The following is a 23,931-nucleotide window of genomic DNA, read 5'->3' as shown; positions in this document are numbered from 1 at the left end:
CATCCTCTATTAAAATCGACATTTAAACCATTATTGATTGATTTCAAAGCTCGATCTTGCTTTATGCGCTTCCCTTGAGCCGCGCCACTCTGCAAGTACATAACCCATGCCATAGATATTATGAATTAGCTTAGGTCGAAAATTACGGTCAATTTTATTTCTTAAACGACTAATAGCCACTTCAACCATCTTAGTATCAGTTTCGCGATCCATATCCCAAATCTGTGATGCAATGAGCGATTTAGGTAAAACCTCTCCACGCCTACTCATGAATAGCTCCATCAGTGCATATTCTTGACTGGTCAGATTAATGCGTTGACCTGCCCGACTAACACAACGTTTCCAGAGATCAAGCTCAAGATCGGCAACACAGATTCGGTTGATTTCATGATTCCACTGCTCTCTGTTTAATAGACCTTTGATTCGTGTGAGAAGCTCGACTAAAGTAAAAGAAAGGCCAAGTGCTTTCACTCGCTCTTCAATTTGATCGCGCGCAATCAAAAACAAAATAGGCATACTTTTTCCATTCTTTCCAACATCATGCAGAATGTTCCAGCCATTTAAACCAGCAAACATGACATCCAATACCACTAAATCATATTCACTAAACAAGAGTGCAAGATGCTTACCCGTTATTTCATCTGTGACCCAGTCGATTATATAACCTGCTTCTGATAAGGCTTGGTTAAGATAACTCCCAATTTTTTGCTCATCTTCGACTAGTAATATTTTCATCTTAAACCTGTTAACGCCCTACTTAAGATGATAATAACGTTCTAGAACTTTAAATAGTTTTGAATGACATAAATGTAATTTTGGTGTCAGTTCAATGTTCATTTCTATAAAAAATAAGTATGAAAATCTGACTTTTGAAGCAAAAAAATCCACAAAAATATGCTTCAGGATGTTTCACCAAATTTCCAATGATAAAAGCCTAGCAATTTAGCTAGGCTTTTGGATATTGCAACAGCAAGGTTTATTGAAGATCAGGATCTGCCAATAAAGTTGTCGCAGCAAGTTTTCCAAGATTATTTGAAGCCAGTGGGCTATCACCTGTTAATAATTTTCGATCTTGATGAACCTGCCCTGTGATACCTTTATTCAAGATTTCCACACCGAGCTTTTCAAGATTTTCACCGACTAACCAAGGTAATTGTCCCGGCATATAACCAATCTCAATATTCGGGCCTTTATCTAACGCGTCAGGAAATACACAAATCTGATAATCTTTAAAAATATAATCCTGTGGATTCTCATCAACTGAAGCTGCAAGCAGAGATGCGGGACCATGGCATAATGTAATCACGTATTTATCATTTGCAACTGCCCACTTTAACAACGCTTTGACTTCTTGGCTCTCTGGAATTTTGGCAAGCACACCATGCCCACCTGGAATAAAGATACCCGCATAAGGTGAATCTGCACTTAAAGCTTGTTCCAGAATATCTGCCAACTTCAGCGGTGCTTTGAGTTGTTTTTCATATTTTTTATAAGTTTCTAAAACCACCTGCTCTTCATTCGGCATCGCCCACATTTCTAACTTAACTGGATTACCAGAAAGTGTCGCCACATCAAAGGCAAAGCCAGCATTATCCAAATGAAACATAGGTAATAACATTTCAACAGGATGATTTCCTGTTGAAAAGAATTTTTCGTTTTGCATCAAGATATAACGTTCATCTGTTGCAATCATTAAAATCTTTTTATCGCCTTGGTATGGGTTTGGATAAGTCGTGCCATCGTAGTCAGTTTTTGCCGATGTATATTGACTCAGTGAATAGGGTGACGGGAAAAAAGCATTATCTTCTGCACGGTCTGGACTTGGGTTGCGATCATCAGTATTTGTAGTCATTTTCAAGGTTCCTCATCATGTCGTTATGTTTAAATACATACTGCTTGAGTCGCCTGTTTCACTCAAGTTTTGAGTATGAACAGGCATGGATTGAACACTATTAGGCAAATTCAGATTTAATTTCGAGTACCACTTTGCCCGTATGTTGACTGCTCTCTAGGCATTGATGCGCCTGCGCCACTTCATCAAATGCAAAGGTTTTATAGATTATTGGCTTACATTGATCCGCTTCAATTAACGGCCAGACAAACTGCTCAAGTTCTTGGGTAATTTGAGCTTTTTCAGCATTGGTTCTGGCACGCATGGTCGAACCAGTCACTACCGCACGTTTTAACATCAATTCTTGTATATCAAAGCCATCGACTTTTCGCCCTCCCATAAAACCGATAATCACCAAACGTCCATCTCGCTTTAACAATCTCAGATTTTGATTAAAGTAAGCAGCGCCGATAATATCGAGAATCACATCAACACCCTGACCATCAGTTTGGGCCAAAACTTCTTTTTCAAAATCCTGTGTTTTGTAGTTGATCACTTGTGACACCGAAGCTAATTTCTCTACTTTGTCATCACTACCAACCGTAGAAAAGTTTTTAATGCCCATTGCATGGCACAAGCTAATTGCTGTGGACCCAATACCACTGGCCCCACCATGAATCAGTACGGTTTCATTCTTTTTCAACTGTCCAATCTGAAATAGATTGGCCCAAACGGTAAAATAGGTTTCAGGGATAGCAGCCGCTTCGACAAAACTCAGATTCTTTGGAATTGTTAAGGTTTGATTGGCAGGTACGGCACAGTATTCTGCATACCCACCACCATTGGTCAGTGCACAGACTTTATCACCGATTTTAAACTGTGTGACGTGTTCACCTACTTGACGAACCACGCCTGAAACTTCTAATCCAGGAATAGGCGTTACCCCTTTAGGCATCGGATAGAGACCTTGACGTTGTAAAATATCAGGTCGGTTGATTCCTGTTGCGTAGACTTCAATGAGCACTTCATCTGCTTTAATCTCTGGTCGAGGCCCTTGTGTCACTTGTAATACTTCTGGACCACCGGCTTGTGTAATTTCGATATATTTCATTTGTTCTACGCTTTTTTGATTCATTTAATCATGACTCCGTTTCAGTATTAAATTCAGCATGTTTGGGTGGAAAACCAAACTGCTTTTTAAATTCTCGGCTAAATTGAGAAGAGCTCTGATATCCAACAGCATAAGCCGCTTGAGCCACACTTTGGTCTGCGTTTTGCAACAATTGTTTTGCCTTATGCAACCGAACCACTTTCAAATATTGTAAAGGCGAATGCTGCGTCACCTGTTTAAAGGCTTTATGGAAGGCAGAAGTACTCATATTGGCCTGTTCTGCCAGCATTTCCACAGTGAGTTTTTCAGTAAAATGATGTTGAATATATTCACAAATTTTATAAATCGGTCTGAGATTGCCCTGAGCGACCAGACCTTTTAAGGCATCAGCACCTGAATGTTGAATCACCCGATACAGCAATTCTCGTTTAACCTGATCTCCCAAGATCAATACATCTTGCTCGGAAGTCAGGGTATTTAACAAACGGATGAGGACATTCGATAGCGTTTGATCATATTGGATCACACTCATTCCAGTGGTGAGTGGCTTAAACTGGTAGTTTTCAAAATAGGTTTTAGCCAGTAGTTCATTGACCGTATCTGCTTCCAATTTCATGCTGATCGCAATCATTGGTGCTTCTGGACTGGCAATGGTGTCACAGTCAAATGGCATAGAAACTGAGACGATCAGGCATTCATTTTTCTCGAACGAATATGTCTCTGTCCCAATATAACCACGCTTCTGACCTTGTAAAACAAACACTAAGGTTGGTTCTTGTAGTACAGCAATCGGTGGTGTGTTGTGATCAACACGCATTAAGGTGATGCCATCAATGGCCGTAGCAAAAAAGCCTTCTTTCGGTATGAGTTTTAGAAATAAATTGATCAGAGTCTGGTCATTCATCATGTGTCATCTGATGATTGGAAATGTGATTTTTATTATTAAATAGCAAACAGATAAAAACTGTTAGTTTTATGCAGAATTAGGCATGAAAAAGAGAGTTTTGTGAAGCCTAGCTTTCATGTGCTACTACATGGCTAAATCATCCAAAATTAATGCGTATGACTTGACCAAAAATCATTTTTTATTGTCGGAAAAGATAATAGTAGTGTTATAAATAGACCTACCCCTAAACTTACTAAAATAGTCTCTAAGTTCATAAACTCTTTCCATATACCTTGTGCCCCAATCTCCCCCCTCAAAACCATGATTATTTGATCGCCTCCCTAATACTCCAATGATACAAAATCCTCTACTTGAAACTAAAAAAATACTTAACGAAACTTTCCACAATCTAAACCTTGAAAGTAATGCTACTAAAGCCATTCCGAGCACTGTCACAACAGATGCGACCAAAGCATATTTCCAGTTATCCATAAAAGTAATTTTTAAAGAGCAAACCTAATCCAATACCAAAAAAATATGAGGTATAGCAATAAAACCATAATTCATCTGGTATATATGGGGATAGCAAAAATATATAGAAGAAGAAAAATACAACAACAATGACTGATAAAATAAATGAGCCAACTTTCTCAACTCCCCTATTAATACCAATCTTCATCATTGCTTTAGATAAAAAAGATAAATTTTTATTAAAAACTAAAACATAATATCTCCCAAATAAAAAACCTAAAATTAGGCTGAAAGAAACAATTAGCGACACACTATTAATCATGTAAAAAATCTCTAACAATAGAGAAAGTATCCTAATTTAAAAGTAAGATACCTTCATTAATTTTAATTCTCACATTTACTTGATAATCTCAAGATGTAATGGGCTAACAGTCCATAGATCAGGGAAATCACCTCTATTGCCAGTAATGTATAGATTGTATTGGTAGGATTTTAAAGTATCTTGACTCATTTGTGTATTCATACGAACAACATAACTATTTAAATTGCCTATGTCACTTAGACCACTTGGTAAAGCTCCTATGGTATTTCTAAAAAGGGCTTGATCAGAAGTATTAGAGTAAAAAAGCATATTGTTATTAACTTTTTGCGCTAAAGGTTTAGGTATATAAATCGAAGTTGTCGAAACTGGTAAACTAGGCTTTGCTGTAACTGAACCTGCAAATTTACCACCTATGCCACCTATCGCAGCACTTAAAATCGCTTCACTAACTTTAAACTCATTTCCGTCTACTAATTGACCCAAAGTATATTGTGTTGTATTTGAAGTCGCACCTGAAACTATAGCCCCTAATGTAGACTGAGCTGTCATAGGGGATAGTGCTCCTGCAACAGCACCAACAGCTGTAGCAACTCCTACCTGCTTCCAATTAATAGTACTGACACCTTTATTTTTTATTATTTGTACGCCTAATGAGGCTCCACCACCAACGACTCCTCCGAGAATGCCCGTAACAACAGGGAGAGGAATAGCGCCCGTACTATCCACATACATAATCGGATTATTTAAAGCATATGCATACGGATTACTGCCACCTACCAATCCAATTGGATCAGGCTCCATATAACGACCAAGCTCAGGGTTATAGTAACGATTGTGGTTATAGAACTGGTTTGTACCTACATCATAATACTGACCAGGGAAACGAAGATTAAAAGTAATAGAACCTGTTGGATTCCCTAAACCAAAGGCTCTTGCGCAATGACAAAGCTTCAACCGCTTCGTTTACCATTGCTCATCCCATTCCCAGACTACTGCATGTCTAGCACTGTCGTCTTTTATTTATTATCAGACAAAAGAATGGATAAGAAGAAGATTAAAGTTATAAATGCACCTACTCCCAAGCTAATTATAATTATTTCTAGGTTCAGAAATTCCATCAATACACCATGTGCTCCCCATGGACCATCATCAAAACCTCTATTATCTGAACGGCGTCCTAGTACTACAAGAATACAAAATCCTATACTTGAAACTAAAAAAATACTTAGCGAAACTTTCCACAATCTAAACCTTGAAAGTAATGCTAGTAAAGCCATTCCGAGCACTGTCACAACAGATGCGACCAAAGCATATTTCCAGTTATCCATTAAAATCTTATCTCTGTAAGCTTATTAAGGTGAATAAAAATTTAACGTCACTGTAATGTATCAACCATAAGAAGATAGCATTTTTAAGTTAAATCACAACTCTCTTGAGAAAAAATTCAGCGTGCGCTTCTATTTTTTTTAAAATAAAAAATTAACGTGAACCACATGACAATTAAATGTGAACTTGAAAAGTAGCTCCACAAACTATCATCAATAGGAAATCTCCAAGAAATATTCCAAGATATTGCTATAACTAGTACCCATATAATAGTGGAACTAAATAATGCTATTATTTTTGCAATCCTATCCCGCTTATTTTTATTTAAAAAATTAAAAGTTTTTTCTGCAAAATAAATTGAAATTAATATGACCATAAAGCCATAAAATGCACCTAATCCCATTAAAAAAACTTATTACTGAACAATTTAAACTACCTATTAATGACTAAATACAAAGCTAATGAACTCCGTAAACTTCATTAGCTTAATTTCTTTATCATTAGCACTCTCCCTGCTACACATTTAATTATTGGCAAATGATATGGTTGTCCAATCTAGGCTAGCATTATTACTATCTCACAAGTAAAATAGGTTTTATTTTCATTTAGAATACTAAGGCCTCTTATTTTCTTGTTAAAATACTATAGGCAATTGATATGAAAACTATAGAGTAAAGATATGAGTTTGAAAAATGATTTTTTAGCTCGCCATCAGCATTTAAAAAAGTTGAAAGATATGCAAATATTATTAAAAAAACAACAAAGAATACAAACCATGCAAAAAAAGCAATATTACCACCCTCTCGACTTCTTTTAAAAATAAATTTAATTAAAAGTTTAGATAAATAATATGAGCAGATCAACGTCATTAACGCATAAAAAAAACCAAAAAAAATTAAAAACCATTTATATTCCATAGAAAACCTTATTTAAATATAAACCCCTTTCTATGATAGTTGAGAGGGGTACAAAGTTATGGTGTTACTTTAGATCATATTTATAGTTTTAAAAATCATTTTTAACTGAGCAGCATTTCATCTTCCCTTCTAAAGCAAATCGGAATGGTTAAGAACAAAATTTTTTGATTATTTTAATTTTTATAAATCAATTAGCAAAACAAAATAAACTTACATAAAAGCCAGCTGCCTTTCTGAACATCAATCTAATAAAACTGACTCGAATCCAGCATCTGTAAGGTAATTTTTTTCACTTCATCACGACTTTGCATAATATGCGCTTCAATCGCATTGATCGCTTGTTCTGTTTGCCGATCGAAAATAAAATTCAAGATTTTTTGATGTTCCTGATAGGTTGCATCAACCCGATAATCTTTGGAAAAATCCAAACGGCGAATAATCCGAATACGCTCACTTAAGTCTCGATGAATCCTTGCCATTTCATTATTGCCTGAAGCTCGGACCAAAGCACAATGAAAATCTTCATCTTGCTGAGAAAGTTGTTTAATGTCTTTTAAATACTCAGAAGGTTGCACTAACCACAGGTCTTTTAACACCGACAACTCAACCGAGTTATGATGATCGATTTGGCAAAGCTTTCGAATCGAATCTTTTTCTAGAACAATACGCACATCATAAAGCTCTTCATAGTAACGAAAATTGAGCGGCCGAATCTGCCAACCGCTCCGAAAGCTCACATCAACATAGCCCTCTTGTTGCAAACGATATAAGGCTTGTCGGATGGGGGTACGACTCACATCATAGGCTTTAGCAACTTCAGACTCAGTAAAGCGTTCGCCTGGCATCAATTTAAAATCAAAGATGTCATTCTTGATGCGTTGGTAAACCAGCTCAGACAAATTGTCTGAGCCTTTGCTTGTGTTCTTTATGTTGATGTTCGCTTCTTTCATTCAAGCTTATTCCATATAGACCAATGGTTCACCACTGTGTACGGTTTGCCCTGCTCGGCAAATAATGGCTTTGACGATACCATCTTCTTCCGCATAGACAGGCAACTCCATTTTCATCGCTTCAATAATAGCAACAGTTTCACCTTTTTTAATCTCTTGGCCATGTTCTACAAAGATCTTCCAGATATTTCCAGTCATTGAAGCATTTAAAGAAGAAAGATGGCTGTAATCAACATGATTGGCTTGCTCAACATGTTGCTCAGGTTGCGCAGCAAATTCTTCTTTCCAGCGGCTCACTTCAGTACTAAAGGCCTGTTGTTGCTTGTCTTTAAATGCCGCGATACTTTCCGCTTCATTGTCCAAGAATTGTACATAGTCTGCATAGTCAAACTCAGTTTCTTCAATCTGAATTTGAGCACGACCATTTTCAAAATCTGCACGCCATTCATTCAATTCAGCTTCAGTCACAGGGAAGTATTTAATCTGGTCAAAGAATTGCAAGAACCATTGCTTATCACCAAATTGCTTGTTCTTTTTAAACTTGTTCCAGATCGGCAGCGTTCGCCCAATCAACTGATAACCACCGGGTGAATCCATGCCATAAATACACATGTACATCCCACCAATACCGACAGTCCCTTCTGCGGTAAAAGTACGTGCAGGATTGTACTTAGAACTGAGTAAGCGGTGACGTGGGTCAATCGGTACTGCACATGGTGCTGTCAAATAGACATCGCCTAAACCTAGCACTAAATAGTTGGCATCAAAAATAATATCTTTGACTTCATCACGATGTGCCAGACCATTAATCCGTTGGATAAAATCAACATTATTTGGTAACCACGGTGCTTTGGCACAGACACTTTCCTGATAACGCTCTACGGCACCTAAAGTGGCACTATCCTCAAAAGCCATTGGTAAATGCACAATACGTGATGGAATTTTCAGTTGGCTTAAATCCCCCATTTGCTCTTCAAGTTTCAGTAATTGATGAATGAGCTCAGTTTGAGGAATTACCAGACCATCATATTTAATTTGTAATGAGCGTACACCCGGCGACAACTCCAAAACACCTGCAAGATTGGCATCGCGAATCATTTGAATCAGTTGATGCACACGCAAACGTAGCGCCAAATCTAAAACGTTTTCACCATATTCGAGCAAGATATAGCTATCACCCGCTTGGCGATACACGGTTTTTGGCGATAAATCAGTTGGTTCACGTTGAGCCAAAATAGTGCTAAATACGTCTTGAGCAGGTTCAATCGTTTCAACAACTTTAGTCGCATCCGCAAAGTTCTGAATATTGTCGATTTGTTTCCGTTCTAATGCATTGGCTTGCTCTGCCGTAATTGGATAAAAACGGATTTTGTCATCGGCTTTCAATTGCCCAACTTTCCACAGTTCTGCTTTGGCAATGGTTACTGGACAAACGAAGCCGCCTAAACTTGGGCCATCTTTTGCCAAAATCACTGGGAAATCACCGGTAAAGTTGATCGCACCAATTGCATATTCACAGTCATGCACATTGGATGGATGCAGACCTGCTTCACCACCATTCTCTCTGGCCCAGCTTGGTGTCGGACCTGAAAGTCTGACGCCTAAACGGTTTGAGTTAAAGTGAACCGTCCACTCAGAGGCAAAGAATTCTTCGACATATTCAGGTTTAAAGAAATCAGGCGCACCGTGTGGTCCATACAACACGGCGATTTCCCACTCATTACTATATTCAGGGATTAAATCTTTCGATAGCGCTTGTGGTGTATCGGTTGCCAGCGGCAATTCTGGACTGGCAAGTTCTGCATCAACCATTTTGATCATGTCGCCAACACGTAAAGTACGTCCTGCATGACCACCAAAATTGCCCAATGCAAAGGTTGAACGGCTACCCAAATATAATGGAACATCCAGTCCATCACGTACGGCTAAGTAAGTACGGCAGCCTGAAGCTACTTGACCAATTTTCAAGGTTTGGCCTGCTTTGACCTTAATCGGTTGCCAAAAAGCAATGCGTTGATCATCTAACAAAGCGGTACAACTTGCACCTGTGAGTGCAATGGTGGTATCAGCATGGAACTTTAAGCTTGGCCCCACTAAAGTAAACTCAAAACCCGCTGCTTTAGCATCATTTCCAACAATTCGATTGGCCAATTGGAAGGCATAATCATCCATTGGACCCGAAGGCGGTACACCGATATCCCAATAGCCAGTACGTCCTGGATAGTCTTGAATTGAACTCAAGGTACCTGCTTGTACTACCTCAATCACTTTTGGTGAATAACTGAAATCATCAAGCATTCGAGTCCAAATTTGCATAGACTCAAAACGTTGGTCTGAGACAATGGCACGGGCATAATCCAAGTTGGTGCTGATACCATTTAAACGCGTTTCCGCTAAAACCACTTTTAATTTTTCAATCGCAGTCGCTCGATCTTCAGCATGCACAATAATTTTGGCAATCATTGGATCAAAATACTGAGAAATTTCGGTACCTGTTTTCACCCAAGTATCGACGCGAATACCTTCAGGAAATGAAACTTCGGTGAGCACACCTGGGCTTGGTTGAAAATTTTTAACTGGATCTTCTGCATAAACTCGGACTTCAATCGCAGCACCTTGCGGTTGGATATTACTGAGATAGTCCCAATCCAAGGCATCACCTGCCGCGACTTTGAGCATACACTCGATTAAGTCGAGACCTGTCACCATTTCCGTCACAGGATGCTCTACCTGTAAACGCGTATTCACTTCAAGGAAATAAAACTCATCTCTTTGCGCATCATAAATAAACTCAACCGTTCCTGCACTGCGATAATTCACAGAGCGCCCTAGTTCAACTGCGGCTTGATGTAGCTTTTTACGGGTTGCTTCAGGTAAGTTCGCCGCTGGCGTTTCTTCAACCACTTTTTGGTTTCGGCGTTGCAATGAACAATCACGCTCACCAAACGCGACCACTTGACCTTGACCATCACCAAAAATCTGTACTTCGACATGACGTGCTTTATCAATAAAGCATTCAATAAAGACCCCTGCATCTTTAAAAAACTGCTCACCGAGGCGTTTCACACTTTCATAGGCATCTGCCAGTGCTTGTGCGGTGTCACAACGAGTAAGGCCAATGCCACCACCACCTGCGGTGCTTTTTAGCATGATTGGATAACCAATACGCTCAGCTGCAGTCAATGCTTCTTCTAGACTGTCCAGCAAGCCTGTGCCGGGTGTCATTGGAACATGAGCTGCTGCGGCGAGTTCACGTGCACGGTGCTTTAGACCAAATTCCAGAATCTGCTCTGCTGTTGGACCCATAAAGGCAATATTATTTTCTTCACACGCACGGGAGAAATCGGCACTCTCAGACAGAAAGCCATAGCCCGGAAAAATCGCTTCAGCTCCTGTTTGTTTGGCTGCTTGGATCAATTTTTCGATACTCAAATACGTATCAGCTGGCTTTAAACCTTCCAGTGCTATTGCAATATCTGCATCCTGCACATGTTGAGCATAACGGTCACTGTCTGAATAAACCGCGACACTGGTAATGCCTAATTTTTTCAGTGTTCGAATTGCCCGGACAGCAATTTCACCACGGTTTGCAATAAGTACAGTCTTAAACATGATGATTTCCCCCTAAAAATTAATTGGCTGCTTTGGCTGTTTGATTACGATGCTGGATATACGCTCTCCAGCCGCCAAAATGGCTAATATTCTCCGCATCGCCTAGACCATAAGGTTCGCAAATAAAGCCTTTAACCCAGCGACCATCTTCCAATTCGACATTGCCCATACCCAACGGCGTTGGGATTTCTGCCACAAACTCACCAAAGCGTGCTGTAGGCACATCCCAAAGCTCGACAATGATGCTTTGCCCTTCTTGCTGACGTGCCAAACCTGGTTTTGGGGGAACTGTGCCATTCAAGGCATAAAGCGCATAATCCTGAGAGGTTTTGGTGGTTTCGACATGCACTGCGCCACGCGTAGTGAGCTGGAAATTCAATGGCATACCTGTTAAGTGTGCCCCGACAACCGCGACACGAATATGATGAGGAGATACCAAAGTTGGTGCACTTATTGATGATGTTTTATCTAAAGCTCCGAGTTTTAGTGCTAGATAGTTCTGCCATGCTTTGCCGAAATGCACCAAAGCTGCATCGTGCCAAGCAGGTGCAATCAACGTGATACCAAATGGTAAGTTATCTGCCCTAAAACCTGCGGGTAATGCCAAGGCACTTAAATCTGCGAGATTAGTGAAATTGGTATACGTTCCGAAGTGTGCGTTATACTCAATCGGGTGCTGTTGCATTTGCTCAATGGTATAAATCGTCGGTGAAGTTGGCACGATCAAGGCATCAAATGCAGCTAAGCTGTCTTGAATTTTTCGGGTTAAATCCTGTTTTAAATATTCAGCATTGTAGGCATCGACAGCAGAATATTTTTCACCTTGTTTAATAATTTCTAGTACAGTCGGATCAAAATCATCGGCATTACTTTTGAGTAAATCAGCCGCCGCAGCGGTACGCTCCGCAACCCAAGAGCCTTGATAAAGTTGTGCTGCAAGTTGCTCGAAAGCAGAAAAATCAATCGGTGTAATTTCAGCATTTAAGCTTTCCAGTAATTGAATGGTGTGTTGAAACGCTTTTTCAGCCAATTCATCACCAAAGAAGTTCAATTTATTCGGAATCGCAAATTTCAATTTGCTGGAAAAGCGTGCAGGTACGTTTTTAGGATGCTGACGTGAATAGCTATCTAAAGCATCATAAGCTTCGACTTGAGCAGCCACCAATTCAGCATCAGTCACGGTGAGCGCGAAGATAGAAATACAATCGATACTTTTTACTGCGGGTAATAGCCCACGATTGGAAAAACGCCCTTTGGTTGGTTTTAATCCGACAATGTTATTGAAAGCGGCTGGAACACGCCCCGATCCTGCGGTATCAGTTCCGAGAGAAAATGGGACTAAGCCACGTGCCACCACACTGGCTGAACCTGAACTTGAACCACCACTGACATATTCGGGTTTAAAACTATTCGGTACTGCCCCAAATGGTGAACGTGTGCCAACTAAACCCGTCGCAAATTGATCAAGATTGGTTTTGCCAAGTACAATCGCACCAGCTTGTTTAAGTAAACGAACCGTTTCTGCATCTTGTGTCGCAACAGTATTCAGTGCCTTACATGCCGCTGTGGTGACAAAACCAGCCACATCAATATTGTCTTTGACTGCAAACGGCACACCATATAACGGAAATTGTTTTTGCAGGTTGTCGCTATTTTGAGTCAGTTGCTTTAAAGATTGGATCTGTTGTTCAAGCAAATCTGTACTGGCCAGCGAAATCCATGCAACATCGTTTGGATCAATCGCTGCAACCAGTTCTTTTAAAATATCCAGCTGAATCTCTTGTTTTGAATACGCTGTTTGCCACTCAGAAATTGTCCAGCCTAAAGTTTTTATTTCGCTCACTTTATGAATCCTATCTTGTATACAAGTTTGAATAGATAGAAGCAGAAAGCGTGCCAACAATATATTTAATTTATAAATCAATATTTTAATAAAAATAGTAAAATACAAGGTCGTTTGAGTGGGTTATTTATAGTGCTAAAAAGATTCGACAAAAATACGTATGCGCTATAATTCAGCAAATTTTTATTGAGAGAGAAAGGATCAAAGCAAATGTAATGAAATACTGTTTAAGTTATTTATATTTATAAAATTATTTATTTACTTTTAGATAGTTGGCTAGATCTTCAAACTCAGTTGTTACTGCCTGAATTGCTTGCTGCTCCATGGCTCTAAATTTTTTGAGTACCACTTGCCCCAATTCGGTTAGCACTGCACCACCACCATGCGTTCCGCCTGTTTGGGTATCGACCAAATTGGAATGAAAGCATTGGTTCATGGTATCCACCAGTTGCCATGCACGGCGGTAACTCATCTCCATAGACTTTGCTGCTTGGGAAATTGATCCTGTGCGATGGATCGCTTCAAGTAGCTCAGCTTTACCTGGACCAAAGGCGATCTGTTCATCAGATAGGATGCGAACATGTAGTTTTAAACGTGGTTTTGACATCAATATCCACCTAAGATTTGATGATGCTTTTCACATCATCAAATCCTATCATTTTTAAATTAGAAATGAATCACGGTACGTATCGACTTACCTTCATGCATTAGGTCAAAGGCATGATTAATATCATCCAATGGCATAGTATGTGTTACGAATGGTTCAAGTTGGATTTCACCTTTCATGGCATCTTCTACCATTTTAGGCAGTTGTGTACGTCCTTTTACCCCACCAAAGGCAGTTCCCATCCATTTGCGTCCTGTCACCAACTGGAACGGACGTGTTGAGATTTCTTGACCTGCACCTGCAACCCCAATAATCACGGATTGTCCCCAACCACGATGAGCACACTCCAATGCTGAACGCATGACATTGGTATTGCCGATACATTCAAAAGAATGGTCAACACCCCAACCTGTCATTTCAACAATCACTTGTTGAATCGGCTGCTCATAATCTTTTGGGTTAAGGAAGTCAGTCGCACCAAACTGTTTTGCCAACTCAAATTTATCAGGATTGGTATCAACAACGATAATACGCCCTGCTTTGGCTTGACGAGCACCTTGCACCACAGCTAGACCAATACCACCAAGACCAAAGACAGCAACGCTATCGCCTGCTTGCACCTTCGCCGTATTGTGTACTGCGCCAATCCCAGTGGTCACACCACAACCCAATAAACAGACTTGTTCATGATTGGCTTCAGGATTGATTTTCGCTAAAGAGACTTCTGCAACCACGGTATATTCACTAAAAGTTGAACACCCCATATAGTGATAAATCGGTTGACCATTATAAGAGAAACGTGTTGTACCATCTGGCATCACGCCTTTGCCTTGAGTGGCACGAACTGCCACACATAAATTGGTTTTGCCTGATTTACAGAATAAACATTCCTTACATTCAGCGGTATACAACGGAATAACATGGTCACCAACAGCAACACTGGTCACCCCCTCACCGACTTGCACCACAACCCCTGCACCTTCATGACCCAACACTGCCGGAAAAACACCTTCAGGATCATCACCTGACAAAGTGAAGGCATCGGTATGGCACACACCTGTATGGGTAATTTTAATCAGGACTTCACCCGCTTTAGGTGGTTCAACATCAAGCTCTACGATTTGTAAGGGTTCGCCTGCGGCAAAAGCAACGGCTGCACGAGATTTAATCACAATGACACTCCTGAATTTTACTTTAAATAAGATTTAAGAATTTTACTGACTTGAATAAGCTCTTGACTGCGTTGCAACTCCGAAGATTCACCGACAACGAGCGTATCTTTTAAATGAATTTCGAGTAGTTCAGTCATCAAACCGTTTAATGCACCACGAACTGCACAGATTTGCTGCAAAATATCAGCGCATTCTGTGTCATTTTCCAAGGCACGTTCCACACTTTGAACTTGACCTTGAATTCGCCTTACACGTGTGAGAATCTTTTTTTTATCCTCTAATTGTTTAGGCATAATGTCGACCACATTAAATCTAAAAATATACTATACACCAGTATAGTAATTTTACTCAATATTTATTGATCTAGATTCTATTAAGCTGTACTCATTGGAACTTGTTTACATAAAAAATTAAATTATTAAATTGATAACTTATTGATTATATTTATAATTACATTTCAACCTTGGAACGAAATAGAATTTAGATATATAAGAAAATCAATCACCTACTCATTAATGCTGGATCCACACGCTTGATCAATAAAATGATAAACAATTCATACCATTTTAAGATAACGACACTTGTTATCATGTTAGGAATTGGTGGTTGTTCTTTGCCGCCCAATCAGAACCATGATCGGAGTAACTCCTTGCATACGAAAACAAAATGGATGAATGATCCACAAGCCGATCTTAATATTGAAAAAGGTTTAACTGCTTTTTTAGCTTTGGATGATGCTTTCTTAAGTATTGCCTCTCGTATTCATTTAATTCGAAATGCCAAGCATCAACTTGATTTACAATATTATATTTGGAATGACGATGCCATAGGCAACATGATGTTGCATGAGCTGTTAAAAGCAGCTGATCGCGGGGTAAAAGTCCGCCTATTGATTGATGATCAGAATGGCATAAAACTGGATAAAACCCTAAAAGCCCTCGCCCAGCATCCAAATTTTGAAATCCGTATTTTCAATCCATATAAGTTTAGACATTTACGCGTTATTGATTATGTATTTAGACTGAAACAGATTAATCATCGGATGCATAATAAACTGACTATTGCCGATCATTCGATTGCAGTAACAGGTGGCCGCAATATCAGCAGTGAATATTTTGAAGCCAGTGACCAGTTTCAGTTTAGCGACATGGACATTTTATTCTACGGAAAAGCCGTCGATCGAGCGGAGCTGGTTTTCGATGAGTTTTGGACCGATAAACTCAGCTATTCAACTGAGCAGTTAATGGGTTCTGGCACACCCCAGCAACTTGAGGATTTAAGAAATAGCTATAAAGCCTTAGAGCAAGTTGATACACCCACCGAAGATAAACTTGAAGCTGCACAAGATTATTTAAAATTACGCCTACAAAACTACCCCATCCAATGGGCAAAGGCGCATTTTGTCGCTGATCATCCCAATAAAGCCTTAGGACAAGCCAAAGATCAGGAACTTTTATATGCTCAAGTTCTGGAAATTATGGGTAAACCTGAACAACATATGGAGTTGGTATCCGCCTATTTTGTCCCCACCAAGCGAGGCACAGCATATTTAAACCAGCTTTCTCAAGATGGCATTAAAGTGCGTGTTCTGACCAATAGTCTGGTGGCTAATGATGTCGCCGTAGTGCATTCTTTTTATAGCCAATACCGTAAACCACTTTTACAAAGTGGTGTGCAACTGTATGAATTTAAACCGAATATTGAACGTAAAAAAAGGACTTGGTATGAAATTGCGACTGGTAGTGTAATTCCTGTTAAAGGTAAAAATCGTTCAAGTCTGCATGCTAAATTTTTTGATGTGGATGGAAAAGTTTTTATTGGTTCATTTAACTTTGACCCCCGCTCCGCGCATTTAAATACTGAAGTCGGTTTGGTTGTTGAATCTGATCATTTACAAGACCAAATTACTGCCATGCTTGATCAGCATTTGCTTCAAGTGGCTTATCAGCTCAAATTAGATCAAAACGGTAATATTGTATGGTATGAACATAAGGAAAATGGTGAAGTGGTTGAGCATCATCATGATCCTGAAAGTACCAAATTTCAGCGTTTTACCATGCACTTTGTGTCTTATTTTCCAGTTGAATGGATGATGTAAACGCATAGCGAGTTTATCTAGACTCGCTATGATTACTTAATTCAGATTCATTTCAAACAAACATAGGCCTTCTATCTCTAACGGCATCTTAATCTGCGTAAAAGATGCCTGTTCAAGTGCATCCAAATGCTCTTGTTTGGTCATATAAAGCTGATCATTTTGCATTGCATGTGCTGCACACAAATGATCACACACTAAATAATGGCCTTGAGGTTTTAATAAGGTTTTTACGATTCTATGGAAATCGGTTGCATAGCATTTATGTCGAAGCTCATGTAATGCTTGATGGATAATAATCAAATCATACTTCTGAGAGAATATATTCTGCCAATCAGCAGCTTTAAAGTTTCCAACAATATAGGTTGCATGTGCTCTTTCAGCGGCATTGAGTTTTTCTTGTGCCAGCTGATGCATCGCTTCTGAAAAATCAAAAGCGGTATACTCAATGTTCTTAAGTTGTGAGAGCAAATGTTGGGCTAAAAAACCTGGCCCAGAACCAAGCTCTAATACCTGATATTGTTCAGAAACCTGCTGTCTAATGAGATTGGCATAATATTCAAAGAAATCCTTTCGCCATGGTCTTTTCACATTCGCCGTTTCTTGCCACTCCAAAGCATCAGTGAAATTTCTTAAATCAATGGGGCTTACGACATCCTGCATTTATTTCCCTCTTGTTTTGATTAGACTAAGCTAATTTGTTCAAAAAATTGTTGGTATGCTTCAGCTTTCTTTTCCAACGCTAAAGGATAGGCTCTCGATGATGACGGTAGTCTGTATAAATTCAGCTCTCGATCAGCATAATTTACCTGTACCGACTGTCCAATCATAGGCTTACTGGTTTGCTCTGAAAAGTGCAGCATCAGCGTATCTGTCGCTTTATCGCCTGTGGTCATGATGGTATGGCACAATGGAATTTTTTCTAGCAATTTGGATAAATCTGTAGGCGTGACAATTTCTAAAAATTTATCAGAAGCATTACCTTGCAAACGTTTCACTTGATAGGCTGTGTCAAAGATTCCCACACCAATTTGAGTTAAGAATTCACGGATCAGTTGCTCTTTAAAGTTTTTATTGGGTAAATCTAAAAAGTGATCTTTATCTTTAAAAAAGATCAGACCAAAGATCCGCCACATGTCGTTTTGATAATTAGGATAGTAAAAATCCATCTTCCATCTACTTTGTGGCGGCGGAAAACTGCCCAGCATCAGCAATTTTGCAGTCGCAGGTAGAAACGGTTGTAATGGGTGTGTTTCTATTTCTATATCAGTCATTTATATAAAGAGCCAAATTTTAAATTGAGCGAAAAGTTTCGTTTATTTTATAGAATATTCCCATTTTTTGCTTGGGTCTTTTGTTGGTGAAAATTTCACCTTAACAAAATTTTAACAAAATATTCGCAATATCATTTTTTTCTTTGAGCTTTGAGTTTGCCGATCTGACATAAGCAAATTGAGTGAAAGCCTGTGCTAAAGATATAAAAAAACCACTTAAATAAGCGGTTCCAGTAGAGGTCAATAAATTAAGGAGCATTCCCTTCATCTAAGCTTTTATAGGAGTCTTCCTGCTCTTTACTGAAAGTCATGGAATCTTGAATCATGCTTTCAGTGATTCGAAAAAGCCTAATCATTTCTTTAAATACGGATTCAGGTACGTTGTAGACCTTGGCCAGATATTCAATGGTTCGCTCTTGCTTGTACTGGATTGCATCCAGCATTGCTGCAATATCGGCGACTTGCTCATATGCTAATGCAAAACCTTCTGCAACGTCACTTGCATCATAGACTTGATTTTCAGCAACTAACTGGGTCATACTGTTCATGTAGTTTATCGCTCCATGCGATGACAATACTAAGCCCTTTGTTTTCCGCCAAGAAATCGACAAGGGCTTTTTTATTGCCTGAATTATGCATTGTGATTTCCTAATAGCTTTGAAAGCTTGGTTAACCCCTTTGGTGTCACTCTCACCTGCTCTGTGATCTTTTCTGAGCCATCAGGACGAGTAATCACTTCGGTTTTATGTTCCAGATAACCTGCCTGTAGCTTATCGCTATAACCATGCCATGCGGCATTACCAGGGCGTTTATAAATCCAGCCATTTAACTGGAGCCATTTGATTAGATCACTTTGGCGCATTTGTAAGTTATTTGCTGTGTCACGCAGGCAAAAGCTCCCATCAGCCTTAGCAATACGATCGAAGGCTTCAACTGTTGGCTGCATAACTTCCACTTGCTGCTCTAACTCAATTACTTTTTCTGAATATGTCAGCAAAGCATTTCGTAAAGCATGTGGATCTGCCAATAGTTTCATTGGATCAATTGGTTTAGCAACTTGAGCTTCTAGCTCTTGCCAACGGTCTACTAAGCGAGCTGTAAACTCTGGGCAAAGCTGAGCGACCACAATGATGCTGTCTCGTTTACCTTGTTCACCTGTGAAAATGTAAGTCTTAACTTTAATATTTAACCCTAAGTTGTTGATTTTATCGATATCCTCAATTTGAGGAAGCCGAATTACACCTTTATCAACAAGAGTTTCAATAGTCCGTTTCACGTTGTCAGATCGCTTATTAACAAGTTCAGCAATCTCAATATGATTCATGGATTGTACGTGTAATGATGGAACAATCGCATTCATGTTTTAACTCCTTCTTGAACGATCAACAATTTGACCGCTTTATTAATCAGATAATTCATTGAGCGTTCTTCTTGCTGAGATTTTTCTTTCAGCTTTTTATGTAATTCACCATTTAGGCGAAACTTTACATACATAAATTCTTTTGGTTTCATACTTGCTCCATTGTCCCCATTTTGGGGTGTTAAATTAATGTACCCATTTTGGGGTTATTGGTCAATCCCCAAAATGGGGTTAACATCAATTTTATTTTTAAAGCCTTTTGCTATGAATGAAGATGACAACAAAGTTGTGACCATGAAAGTACGTGTAACTCCTGAATTTAGAGAGCAACTTGTTACAACGGCAAAGGGAAATAACCGTTCCATGAATGCAGAGATTGTTGATAGGCTCGAAAAAAGTTTTGAAAATAACCAGTCTAGTTATATTGAAGCTTTTACAGCTGCGGGTGTAAAAATCCTTAGCCATGTCATGACATCGCTCAAAGAAAGTGGATTGAGCGATGATCAGATCAAAGAAATTTTTAATGGCTTTAAACTTAATAAAAATGAGTAAGCTAAGTTGTATTGGTCTTTGGGGTAAGTTTTTGATTAAAATACGAATCGAGAATAAATAAATGTCTATTGAAACTACCTACTTTGGGTTAACTAGCACTGATCTTGCTTTTTGGTCGATGCTAGGTACTTGGTTGGCTTCTATTGGAACTATAGCCGCAGTAATAACATCTCTGTATTTAGCGCGTAAAAATGAAAAAGTTAACCTTTTAATCACTTCTAACCTAATATTTTTATTAACGTCTGGACGTGAATATAGTGATGATGATCAATATATTCACATTGAAGTAACAAATAATGGAAATAAGCCAATAACAATTCAAAACATAGGTTGGCAAATGACAAAAGATCGTGCTTTTTTTGTTCCAATTAATCCCAACCCTATTAATACGCCACTCCCTAAAATGATAAGTTACGGTGAAGTAGTTAGATGGGCTATCGAAGTTAGTGCCGTAAAAAATATTTGGGGACCTGATTTAATAAGAGATGGTATTAAAAGAAAAGATATAAAAAACTGGAAAATTTTTGTTTATCTTACAACAGGTGAAAAAATTCTAGTGAAACCAGATCAAAGAATTATTGAATTAATTCAAAGTTGTTTACAGAATTAAAATTATAAAGATAACTTTTTATTTATTACAGGATGATTTTCAACAACTTAATATACTGAAGTTTCTTTACTATTTTATCTTAGCATATTATCATATATTTTTTAATTTGGATCGGTTATGTACTCAGCTAGTTCCTTTGATGCAGAAGGGAAAATATATTTCACAAATTTAATTAGCTATATTCATAAGTATAGTGACCAAGACATGTCTGATTTTTTAAATTCTTTAAAAAACAACAGTCATGATGAATATATTAAATCTATAAAAAATGAATATCAATTATATCGAGTTATTGATTTCAAATCTTTAATCGTACATGAACAAACACATTTTTTAGATTTAACTAGTAGCCTTTGGGGATTGGAATTTAACATTAGAAAAAACAATGTCTTTCTAACAAAAAATAATATAGAGGATCAAAAAGATGCATTAGATGTATTTTCATTGAACTATTCAGAATTATTGAAAATGCATAGACCCCTCAATAAAAATAACAATTTATTATTAGATTATAGAGAGGTGATCAACTACAGACATTTTTATTACTACGATAAAAATGTAGGTGTATCTTTAGAAATTCAATTAAATTATAAAAACTCTTCCATTTCAGTTCCAGTAAGCATGTTATCAGTTTTAGAATCACATGCTTTTTCCAATGAATATTTATCAAAATACAAGGATGCTTCTCAAATAAAAAATTTAAAAATCAAACATAAAATCAAAAACCAAATTTATGAAAATTATATAAACTTCATGAACAATCCAATTTATCATGAATATAATATTTTATTAAAATTAATTGATATTCACTATTCCAAACTTGATTTAAACATTACGCAAAAATTAAAATTATGTTCTGTAGTCACAGGTGTTTGTTTAGATATGGGTGGGCTACTGCTGTCAAGCATAAGTAATAAAATTTATAAAACCATTGAAAGTCATTACAAATACTCGATTAAAGCAGATTGGATGAGGGGTTCAAGTCGTCATATATTAGCAATAAAAATAATTTTACTCATGTATGATTACATTAAATCATTAAAAAAAGTATCAGACCTACAAAAGATGAAGAATTTATTAAAATACAACCCATTAAAAGCTATCAACACTTTTATTGAAAAATTAACAACAAGTTATGAATCTCTAAAAACAATTGAAAAAATTGAAAAAGAAAAATATTTAGATATTTTACAAAAAAAACCTTTCGCAAAAAGCAACATAATTTTTTGTAATTTTTTAGAAAACAATGCTGCTTATGTTAACTCACAATATACCATCAATGATCTAAATAATTATAGATTATTAATGATGTTTAGAGATGATGACAATTTAGTGCATAATTTCGTTGAGTTTCCATTAACTTTTAATATAAATATTGAAGTATATTCGAATGAACCTGACACAGAAGAGCTTTCAATTATTGATGAAATACTTACTATTGATAAGTTGAAAAAATTCCATATGGATAACTTAGAAGCTGAAAGAATGGTAAATGCTAATAATTGGTACAGTGGGTGAAAGTTAAAAATTTCAAGAAACATATAGCAATGAATTTCAGTATAATTGTGAATTTGAGACATGAATAATCACAATGTTTGAAACTAAAAACTTATTTTTAAAACAATTTGCTAATGAAGATTTGAACGAGATGATACGTTTCTTTCAAGATGAGAATTTCATGGCTTTTTCACCTAATGGTGTATTAAACAATGAAGATGCCAAAGCACGCTTTTTTGAAATCATAGAGCATTATAAAAAATATGGATTCGGGAAATTAGCTATCGTTTCCAAAAAAACTAATAAAATTATCGGCTATTGTGGTTTCGAAATTTGCACCATCAATGGTAAGCAAGAAGCAGAATTAGGATTTAGATTAAGTACGAACGAGAGAGGCCAAGGTTATATCGTAGAGGCTGCAACAACGTTAATTGAAGATATGAAAGCTCGAAATTTTAAGCAAGTTGTAGCGTTCTCAGAAGAACAAAACTATCCAGCCCACAATCTACTTAGTAAGTTAGGATTTATAAAAACATTTACATCTAATTATTTGAATATGGATGCTGTTTTCTTCAAAAAAGATTTATAAATTTTAGGGATTTTTGTTTGCTTTAAGCCCTCATCAGAGGGCTTTTACACATATCCCTACATGAATATTGTTGTTTATGGTGTGAGCTGTGCAACCAGGTAAAAGAGGCTTTGTTGCACAAAGCTATTCTTAAAGGCCTCTTTAGCAATATAATTTCCAAATGAAGAATCCTGCATCCAAAATCTATCGCATAACCAATTGGTCATCTTACAATCGCGCTTTGATCAATCGTGGCTGGTCTATGTCGCGTGACAAACTCAGTAAGAATCCATTTACATGGGATGGTTTATTAAGAGTAAATTAAAGTCTTTAAAAAAACTAAACAGTCCGTTCTGTATTTGTCCTGTTATTATCCTCACATAAAAATTAATGAGAGGGAAAATAATTATGGCAACACCTTATATTGTTGTGGGTTGTCCAACCACAGGTGGCGGGCAAGTGCTTTCTGGAAACAGCATGTTTTTAATTGAAGGCATTCCAATCGCTTGTGTTGGTGATAAAGCAACTTGTCCCAAGCACAAAACCGTTGCTACGATCATTTCAGGTGATCCACACATGCAAATCTTTGGTAAAGCTGCGGCAAGAGTTAATGACTCTTTGTCATGTGGTTGTAAACTATTGCCAAAACAGAACTTAGTTGTACAAGACAATGGTGGTGGGAGTACAAGTGCAGATAGTATCTCTACTGCAAACACTCTTATGTCACAATTAGCAAACATTTTTGAAGATAAATTTAAACTTGTATCTCAGTCTGGTGCCCCCCTAAAAAATATTAATTATTTAATTACTCGAGCTGATGGAACAACGGAAACAGGTAAAACGGATAACTTAGGATTTACCCATTTGGTAAATACTAAAGATCAAGCAGAAATTCTTTCAATACAAGCTACTTACGATTATTAAACT

General features: G+C 37.8%; 24 protein-coding genes and 1 pseudogene. 7 read left to right on the top strand and 18 right to left on the bottom strand.

Annotated features, from left to right (window positions below):
* Window positions 1-30: 30 nt before the first annotated feature.
* From V6E90_RS06525 to V6E90_RS06490, 7 genes and pseudogenes are all read right to left on the bottom strand, one after another.
* A complete protein-coding gene (locus V6E90_RS06525) occupies window positions 31-735 on the bottom strand; it encodes a winged helix-turn-helix domain-containing protein (protein WP_016540050.1) in 705 nt (234 codons plus the stop codon).
* Window positions 736-976: 241 nt separating this feature from the next.
* Entirely contained in the window at window positions 977-1,852 is an 876-nt protein-coding gene (gene hchA / locus V6E90_RS06520; RefSeq protein WP_332604859.1) for a glyoxalase III HchA, read from the bottom strand.
* A 100-nt stretch (window positions 1,853-1,952) separates the two neighbouring features.
* Window positions 1,953-2,966 (bottom strand): NAD(P)H-quinone oxidoreductase, encoded by a 1,014-nt coding sequence (locus V6E90_RS06515; RefSeq protein ID WP_332604858.1) that lies wholly within the window; start codon window positions 2,964-2,966, stop codon window positions 1,953-1,955.
* Window positions 2,967-2,970: 4 nt separating this feature from the next.
* Complete coding sequence (locus V6E90_RS06510; RefSeq protein ID WP_332604857.1) at window positions 2,971-3,849, bottom strand: AraC family transcriptional regulator; 879 nt, start codon at window positions 3,847-3,849, stop codon at window positions 2,971-2,973.
* A 463-nt stretch (window positions 3,850-4,312) separates the two neighbouring features.
* Complete coding sequence (locus V6E90_RS06500) at window positions 4,313-4,621, bottom strand: hypothetical protein (RefSeq protein ID WP_332604856.1); 309 nt, start codon at window positions 4,619-4,621, stop codon at window positions 4,313-4,315.
* A 701-nt stretch (window positions 4,622-5,322) separates the two neighbouring features.
* Window positions 5,323-5,551: pseudogene (locus tag V6E90_RS06495) on the bottom strand (RHS repeat-associated core domain-containing protein); the annotation flags it as partial.
* A gap of 86 nt (window positions 5,552-5,637) precedes the next feature.
* Window positions 5,638-5,949, bottom strand: a complete 312-nt coding sequence (locus V6E90_RS06490) for a hypothetical protein (protein WP_332604855.1) — start codon at window positions 5,947-5,949, stop codon at window positions 5,638-5,640.
* A 677-nt stretch (window positions 5,950-6,626) separates the two neighbouring features.
* Here V6E90_RS06490 and V6E90_RS06485 point away from each other — a divergent pair.
* A complete protein-coding gene (locus V6E90_RS06485) occupies window positions 6,627-6,764 on the top strand; it encodes a hypothetical protein (RefSeq protein WP_332604854.1) in 138 nt (45 codons plus the stop codon).
* A 345-nt stretch (window positions 6,765-7,109) separates the two neighbouring features.
* On the opposite strand, the gene V6E90_RS06480 is transcribed toward V6E90_RS06485, so the two are convergent.
* From V6E90_RS06480 to V6E90_RS06455, 6 genes are all read right to left on the bottom strand, one after another.
* On the bottom strand, window positions 7,110-7,814 hold the full coding sequence (locus V6E90_RS06480) for a GntR family transcriptional regulator (protein WP_332604853.1): 705 nt from the start codon (window positions 7,812-7,814) through the stop codon (window positions 7,110-7,112).
* Between the two features lie 6 nt (window positions 7,815-7,820).
* Entirely contained in the window at window positions 7,821-11,426 is a 3,606-nt protein-coding gene (uca, locus tag V6E90_RS06475) for an urea carboxylase (protein WP_332604852.1), read from the bottom strand.
* A 19-nt stretch (window positions 11,427-11,445) separates the two neighbouring features.
* On the bottom strand, window positions 11,446-13,269 hold the full coding sequence (gene atzF, locus V6E90_RS06470) for an allophanate hydrolase (RefSeq protein WP_332604851.1): 1,824 nt from the start codon (window positions 13,267-13,269) through the stop codon (window positions 11,446-11,448).
* 250 nt (window positions 13,270-13,519) lie between these two features.
* Window positions 13,520-13,876 carry a winged helix-turn-helix domain-containing protein gene (locus V6E90_RS06465; protein ID WP_065341996.1) on the bottom strand — a complete coding sequence of 119 codons (357 nt, stop codon included), beginning with the start codon at window positions 13,874-13,876 and terminating at the stop codon, window positions 13,520-13,522.
* Window positions 13,877-13,935: 59 nt separating this feature from the next.
* On the bottom strand, window positions 13,936-15,045 hold the full coding sequence (locus tag V6E90_RS06460) for an S-(hydroxymethyl)glutathione dehydrogenase/class III alcohol dehydrogenase (protein WP_065342684.1): 1,110 nt from the start codon (window positions 15,043-15,045) through the stop codon (window positions 13,936-13,938).
* Between the two features lie 20 nt (window positions 15,046-15,065).
* Window positions 15,066-15,341, bottom strand: a complete 276-nt coding sequence (locus tag V6E90_RS06455; RefSeq protein ID WP_004653592.1) for a metal/formaldehyde-sensitive transcriptional repressor — start codon at window positions 15,339-15,341, stop codon at window positions 15,066-15,068.
* 296 nt (window positions 15,342-15,637) lie between these two features.
* Here V6E90_RS06455 and V6E90_RS06450 point away from each other — a divergent pair, with 296 nt between their 5' ends.
* Window positions 15,638-17,146, top strand: coding sequence for a phospholipase D family protein (locus V6E90_RS06450; protein ID WP_332604850.1), 1,509 nt, complete (start codon window positions 15,638-15,640; stop codon window positions 17,144-17,146).
* 36 nt (window positions 17,147-17,182) lie between these two features.
* Here V6E90_RS06450 and V6E90_RS06445 read toward each other — a convergent pair whose 3' ends face one another.
* The 5 genes from V6E90_RS06445 to V6E90_RS06425 form a co-directional block, all read right to left on the bottom strand.
* Window positions 17,183-17,806, bottom strand: coding sequence for a class I SAM-dependent methyltransferase (locus tag V6E90_RS06445; RefSeq protein WP_332604849.1), 624 nt, complete (start codon window positions 17,804-17,806; stop codon window positions 17,183-17,185).
* 20 nt (window positions 17,807-17,826) lie between these two features.
* Window positions 17,827-18,417, bottom strand: a complete 591-nt coding sequence (locus V6E90_RS06440; protein WP_332604848.1) for a uracil-DNA glycosylase family protein — start codon at window positions 18,415-18,417, stop codon at window positions 17,827-17,829.
* A gap of 248 nt (window positions 18,418-18,665) precedes the next feature.
* Window positions 18,666-18,965, bottom strand: coding sequence for a hypothetical protein (locus V6E90_RS06435; protein ID WP_332604847.1), 300 nt, complete (start codon window positions 18,963-18,965; stop codon window positions 18,666-18,668).
* 83 nt (window positions 18,966-19,048) lie between these two features.
* Entirely contained in the window at window positions 19,049-19,777 is a 729-nt protein-coding gene (locus V6E90_RS06430; protein WP_332604846.1) for a phage antirepressor KilAC domain-containing protein, read from the bottom strand.
* Window positions 19,774-19,929 carry a toxin-antitoxin system HicB family antitoxin gene (locus tag V6E90_RS06425; RefSeq protein ID WP_332604845.1) on the bottom strand — a complete coding sequence of 52 codons (156 nt, stop codon included), beginning with the start codon at window positions 19,927-19,929 and terminating at the stop codon, window positions 19,774-19,776. Before V6E90_RS06425 ends, V6E90_RS06430 begins: the two co-directional genes overlap by 4 nt.
* Before the next feature lie 37 nt (window positions 19,930-19,966).
* Here V6E90_RS06425 and V6E90_RS06420 point away from each other — a divergent pair, with 37 nt between their 5' ends.
* The 5 genes from V6E90_RS06420 to V6E90_RS06400 all read left to right on the top strand — a co-directional run bounded on the left by V6E90_RS06420 (window position 19,967) and on the right by V6E90_RS06400 (window position 23,928).
* Window positions 19,967-20,329, top strand: a complete 363-nt coding sequence (locus tag V6E90_RS06420) for an Arc family DNA-binding protein (RefSeq protein ID WP_332604844.1) — start codon at window positions 19,967-19,969, stop codon at window positions 20,327-20,329.
* Window positions 20,330-20,390: 61 nt separating this feature from the next.
* Complete coding sequence (locus V6E90_RS06415) at window positions 20,391-20,939, top strand: hypothetical protein (protein ID WP_332604843.1); 549 nt, start codon at window positions 20,391-20,393, stop codon at window positions 20,937-20,939.
* A gap of 117 nt (window positions 20,940-21,056) precedes the next feature.
* Window positions 21,057-22,457, top strand: coding sequence for a hypothetical protein (locus tag V6E90_RS06410; RefSeq protein ID WP_332604842.1), 1,401 nt, complete (start codon window positions 21,057-21,059; stop codon window positions 22,455-22,457).
* A 73-nt stretch (window positions 22,458-22,530) separates the two neighbouring features.
* Window positions 22,531-23,025 (top strand): GNAT family N-acetyltransferase, encoded by a 495-nt coding sequence (locus V6E90_RS06405; protein ID WP_332604841.1) that lies wholly within the window; start codon window positions 22,531-22,533, stop codon window positions 23,023-23,025.
* A gap of 387 nt (window positions 23,026-23,412) precedes the next feature.
* Window positions 23,413-23,928 (top strand): PAAR domain-containing protein, encoded by a 516-nt coding sequence (locus tag V6E90_RS06400; protein WP_332604840.1) that lies wholly within the window; start codon window positions 23,413-23,415, stop codon window positions 23,926-23,928.
* Window positions 23,929-23,931 lie beyond the last annotated feature (3 nt).

It is taken from the genome of Acinetobacter sp. ESBL14, from assembly GCF_036668815.1.
GTDB lineage: Bacteria > Pseudomonadota > Gammaproteobacteria > Pseudomonadales > Moraxellaceae > Acinetobacter > Acinetobacter gyllenbergii.
The sequence above is the reverse complement of the archived record's forward strand: the minus strand, read 5'-3'. Positions and strand labels throughout refer to the sequence as shown.

Bases quoted from the DNA above. Each gene is read 5' to 3' on its own strand.
- V6E90_RS06525 (WP_016540050.1), bottom strand. From the start codon at position 735: ATGAAAATATTACTAGTCGAAGATGAGCAAAAAATTGGGAGTTATCTT.
- V6E90_RS06440 (WP_332604848.1), bottom strand. From the start codon at position 18,417: ATGACTGATATAGAAATAGAAACACACCCATTACAACCGTTTCTACCT.
- V6E90_RS06400 (WP_332604840.1), top strand. From the start codon at position 23,413: ATGGCAACACCTTATATTGTTGTGGGTTGTCCAACCACAGGTGGCGGG.
- V6E90_RS06450 (WP_332604850.1), top strand. From the start codon at position 15,638: ATGTTAGGAATTGGTGGTTGTTCTTTGCCGCCCAATCAGAACCATGAT.
- V6E90_RS06455 (WP_004653592.1), bottom strand. From the start codon at position 15,341: ATGCCTAAACAATTAGAGGATAAAAAAAAGATTCTCACACGTGTAAGG.
- V6E90_RS06445 (WP_332604849.1), bottom strand. From the start codon at position 17,806: ATGCAGGATGTCGTAAGCCCCATTGATTTAAGAAATTTCACTGATGCT.
- V6E90_RS06435 (WP_332604847.1), bottom strand. From the start codon at position 18,965: ATGAACAGTATGACCCAGTTAGTTGCTGAAAATCAAGTCTATGATGCA.
- V6E90_RS06480 (WP_332604853.1), bottom strand. From the start codon at position 7,814: ATGAAAGAAGCGAACATCAACATAAAGAACACAAGCAAAGGCTCAGAC.
- V6E90_RS06420 (WP_332604844.1), top strand. From the start codon at position 19,967: ATGTACCCATTTTGGGGTTATTGGTCAATCCCCAAAATGGGGTTAACA.
- V6E90_RS06485 (WP_332604854.1), top strand. From the start codon at position 6,627: ATGAGTTTGAAAAATGATTTTTTAGCTCGCCATCAGCATTTAAAAAAG.
- V6E90_RS06405 (WP_332604841.1), top strand. From the start codon at position 22,531: ATGTTTGAAACTAAAAACTTATTTTTAAAACAATTTGCTAATGAAGAT.
- V6E90_RS06430 (WP_332604846.1), bottom strand. From the start codon at position 19,777: ATGAATGCGATTGTTCCATCATTACACGTACAATCCATGAATCATATT.
- V6E90_RS06410 (WP_332604842.1), top strand. From the start codon at position 21,057: ATGTACTCAGCTAGTTCCTTTGATGCAGAAGGGAAAATATATTTCACA.
- V6E90_RS06515 (WP_332604858.1), bottom strand. From the start codon at position 2,966: ATGAATCAAAAAAGCGTAGAACAAATGAAATATATCGAAATTACACAA.
- V6E90_RS06465 (WP_065341996.1), bottom strand. From the start codon at position 13,876: ATGTCAAAACCACGTTTAAAACTACATGTTCGCATCCTATCTGATGAA.
- V6E90_RS06415 (WP_332604843.1), top strand. From the start codon at position 20,391: ATGTCTATTGAAACTACCTACTTTGGGTTAACTAGCACTGATCTTGCT.
- V6E90_RS06500 (WP_332604856.1), bottom strand. From the start codon at position 4,621: ATGATTAATAGTGTGTCGCTAATTGTTTCTTTCAGCCTAATTTTAGGT.
- V6E90_RS06510 (WP_332604857.1), bottom strand. From the start codon at position 3,849: ATGATGAATGACCAGACTCTGATCAATTTATTTCTAAAACTCATACCG.
- V6E90_RS06425 (WP_332604845.1), bottom strand. From the start codon at position 19,929: ATGAAACCAAAAGAATTTATGTATGTAAAGTTTCGCCTAAATGGTGAA.
- V6E90_RS06490 (WP_332604855.1), bottom strand. From the start codon at position 5,949: ATGGATAACTGGAAATATGCTTTGGTCGCATCTGTTGTGACAGTGCTC.
- uca (WP_332604852.1), bottom strand. From the start codon at position 11,426: ATGTTTAAGACTGTACTTATTGCAAACCGTGGTGAAATTGCTGTCCGG.
- hchA (WP_332604859.1), bottom strand. From the start codon at position 1,852: ATGACTACAAATACTGATGATCGCAACCCAAGTCCAGACCGTGCAGAA.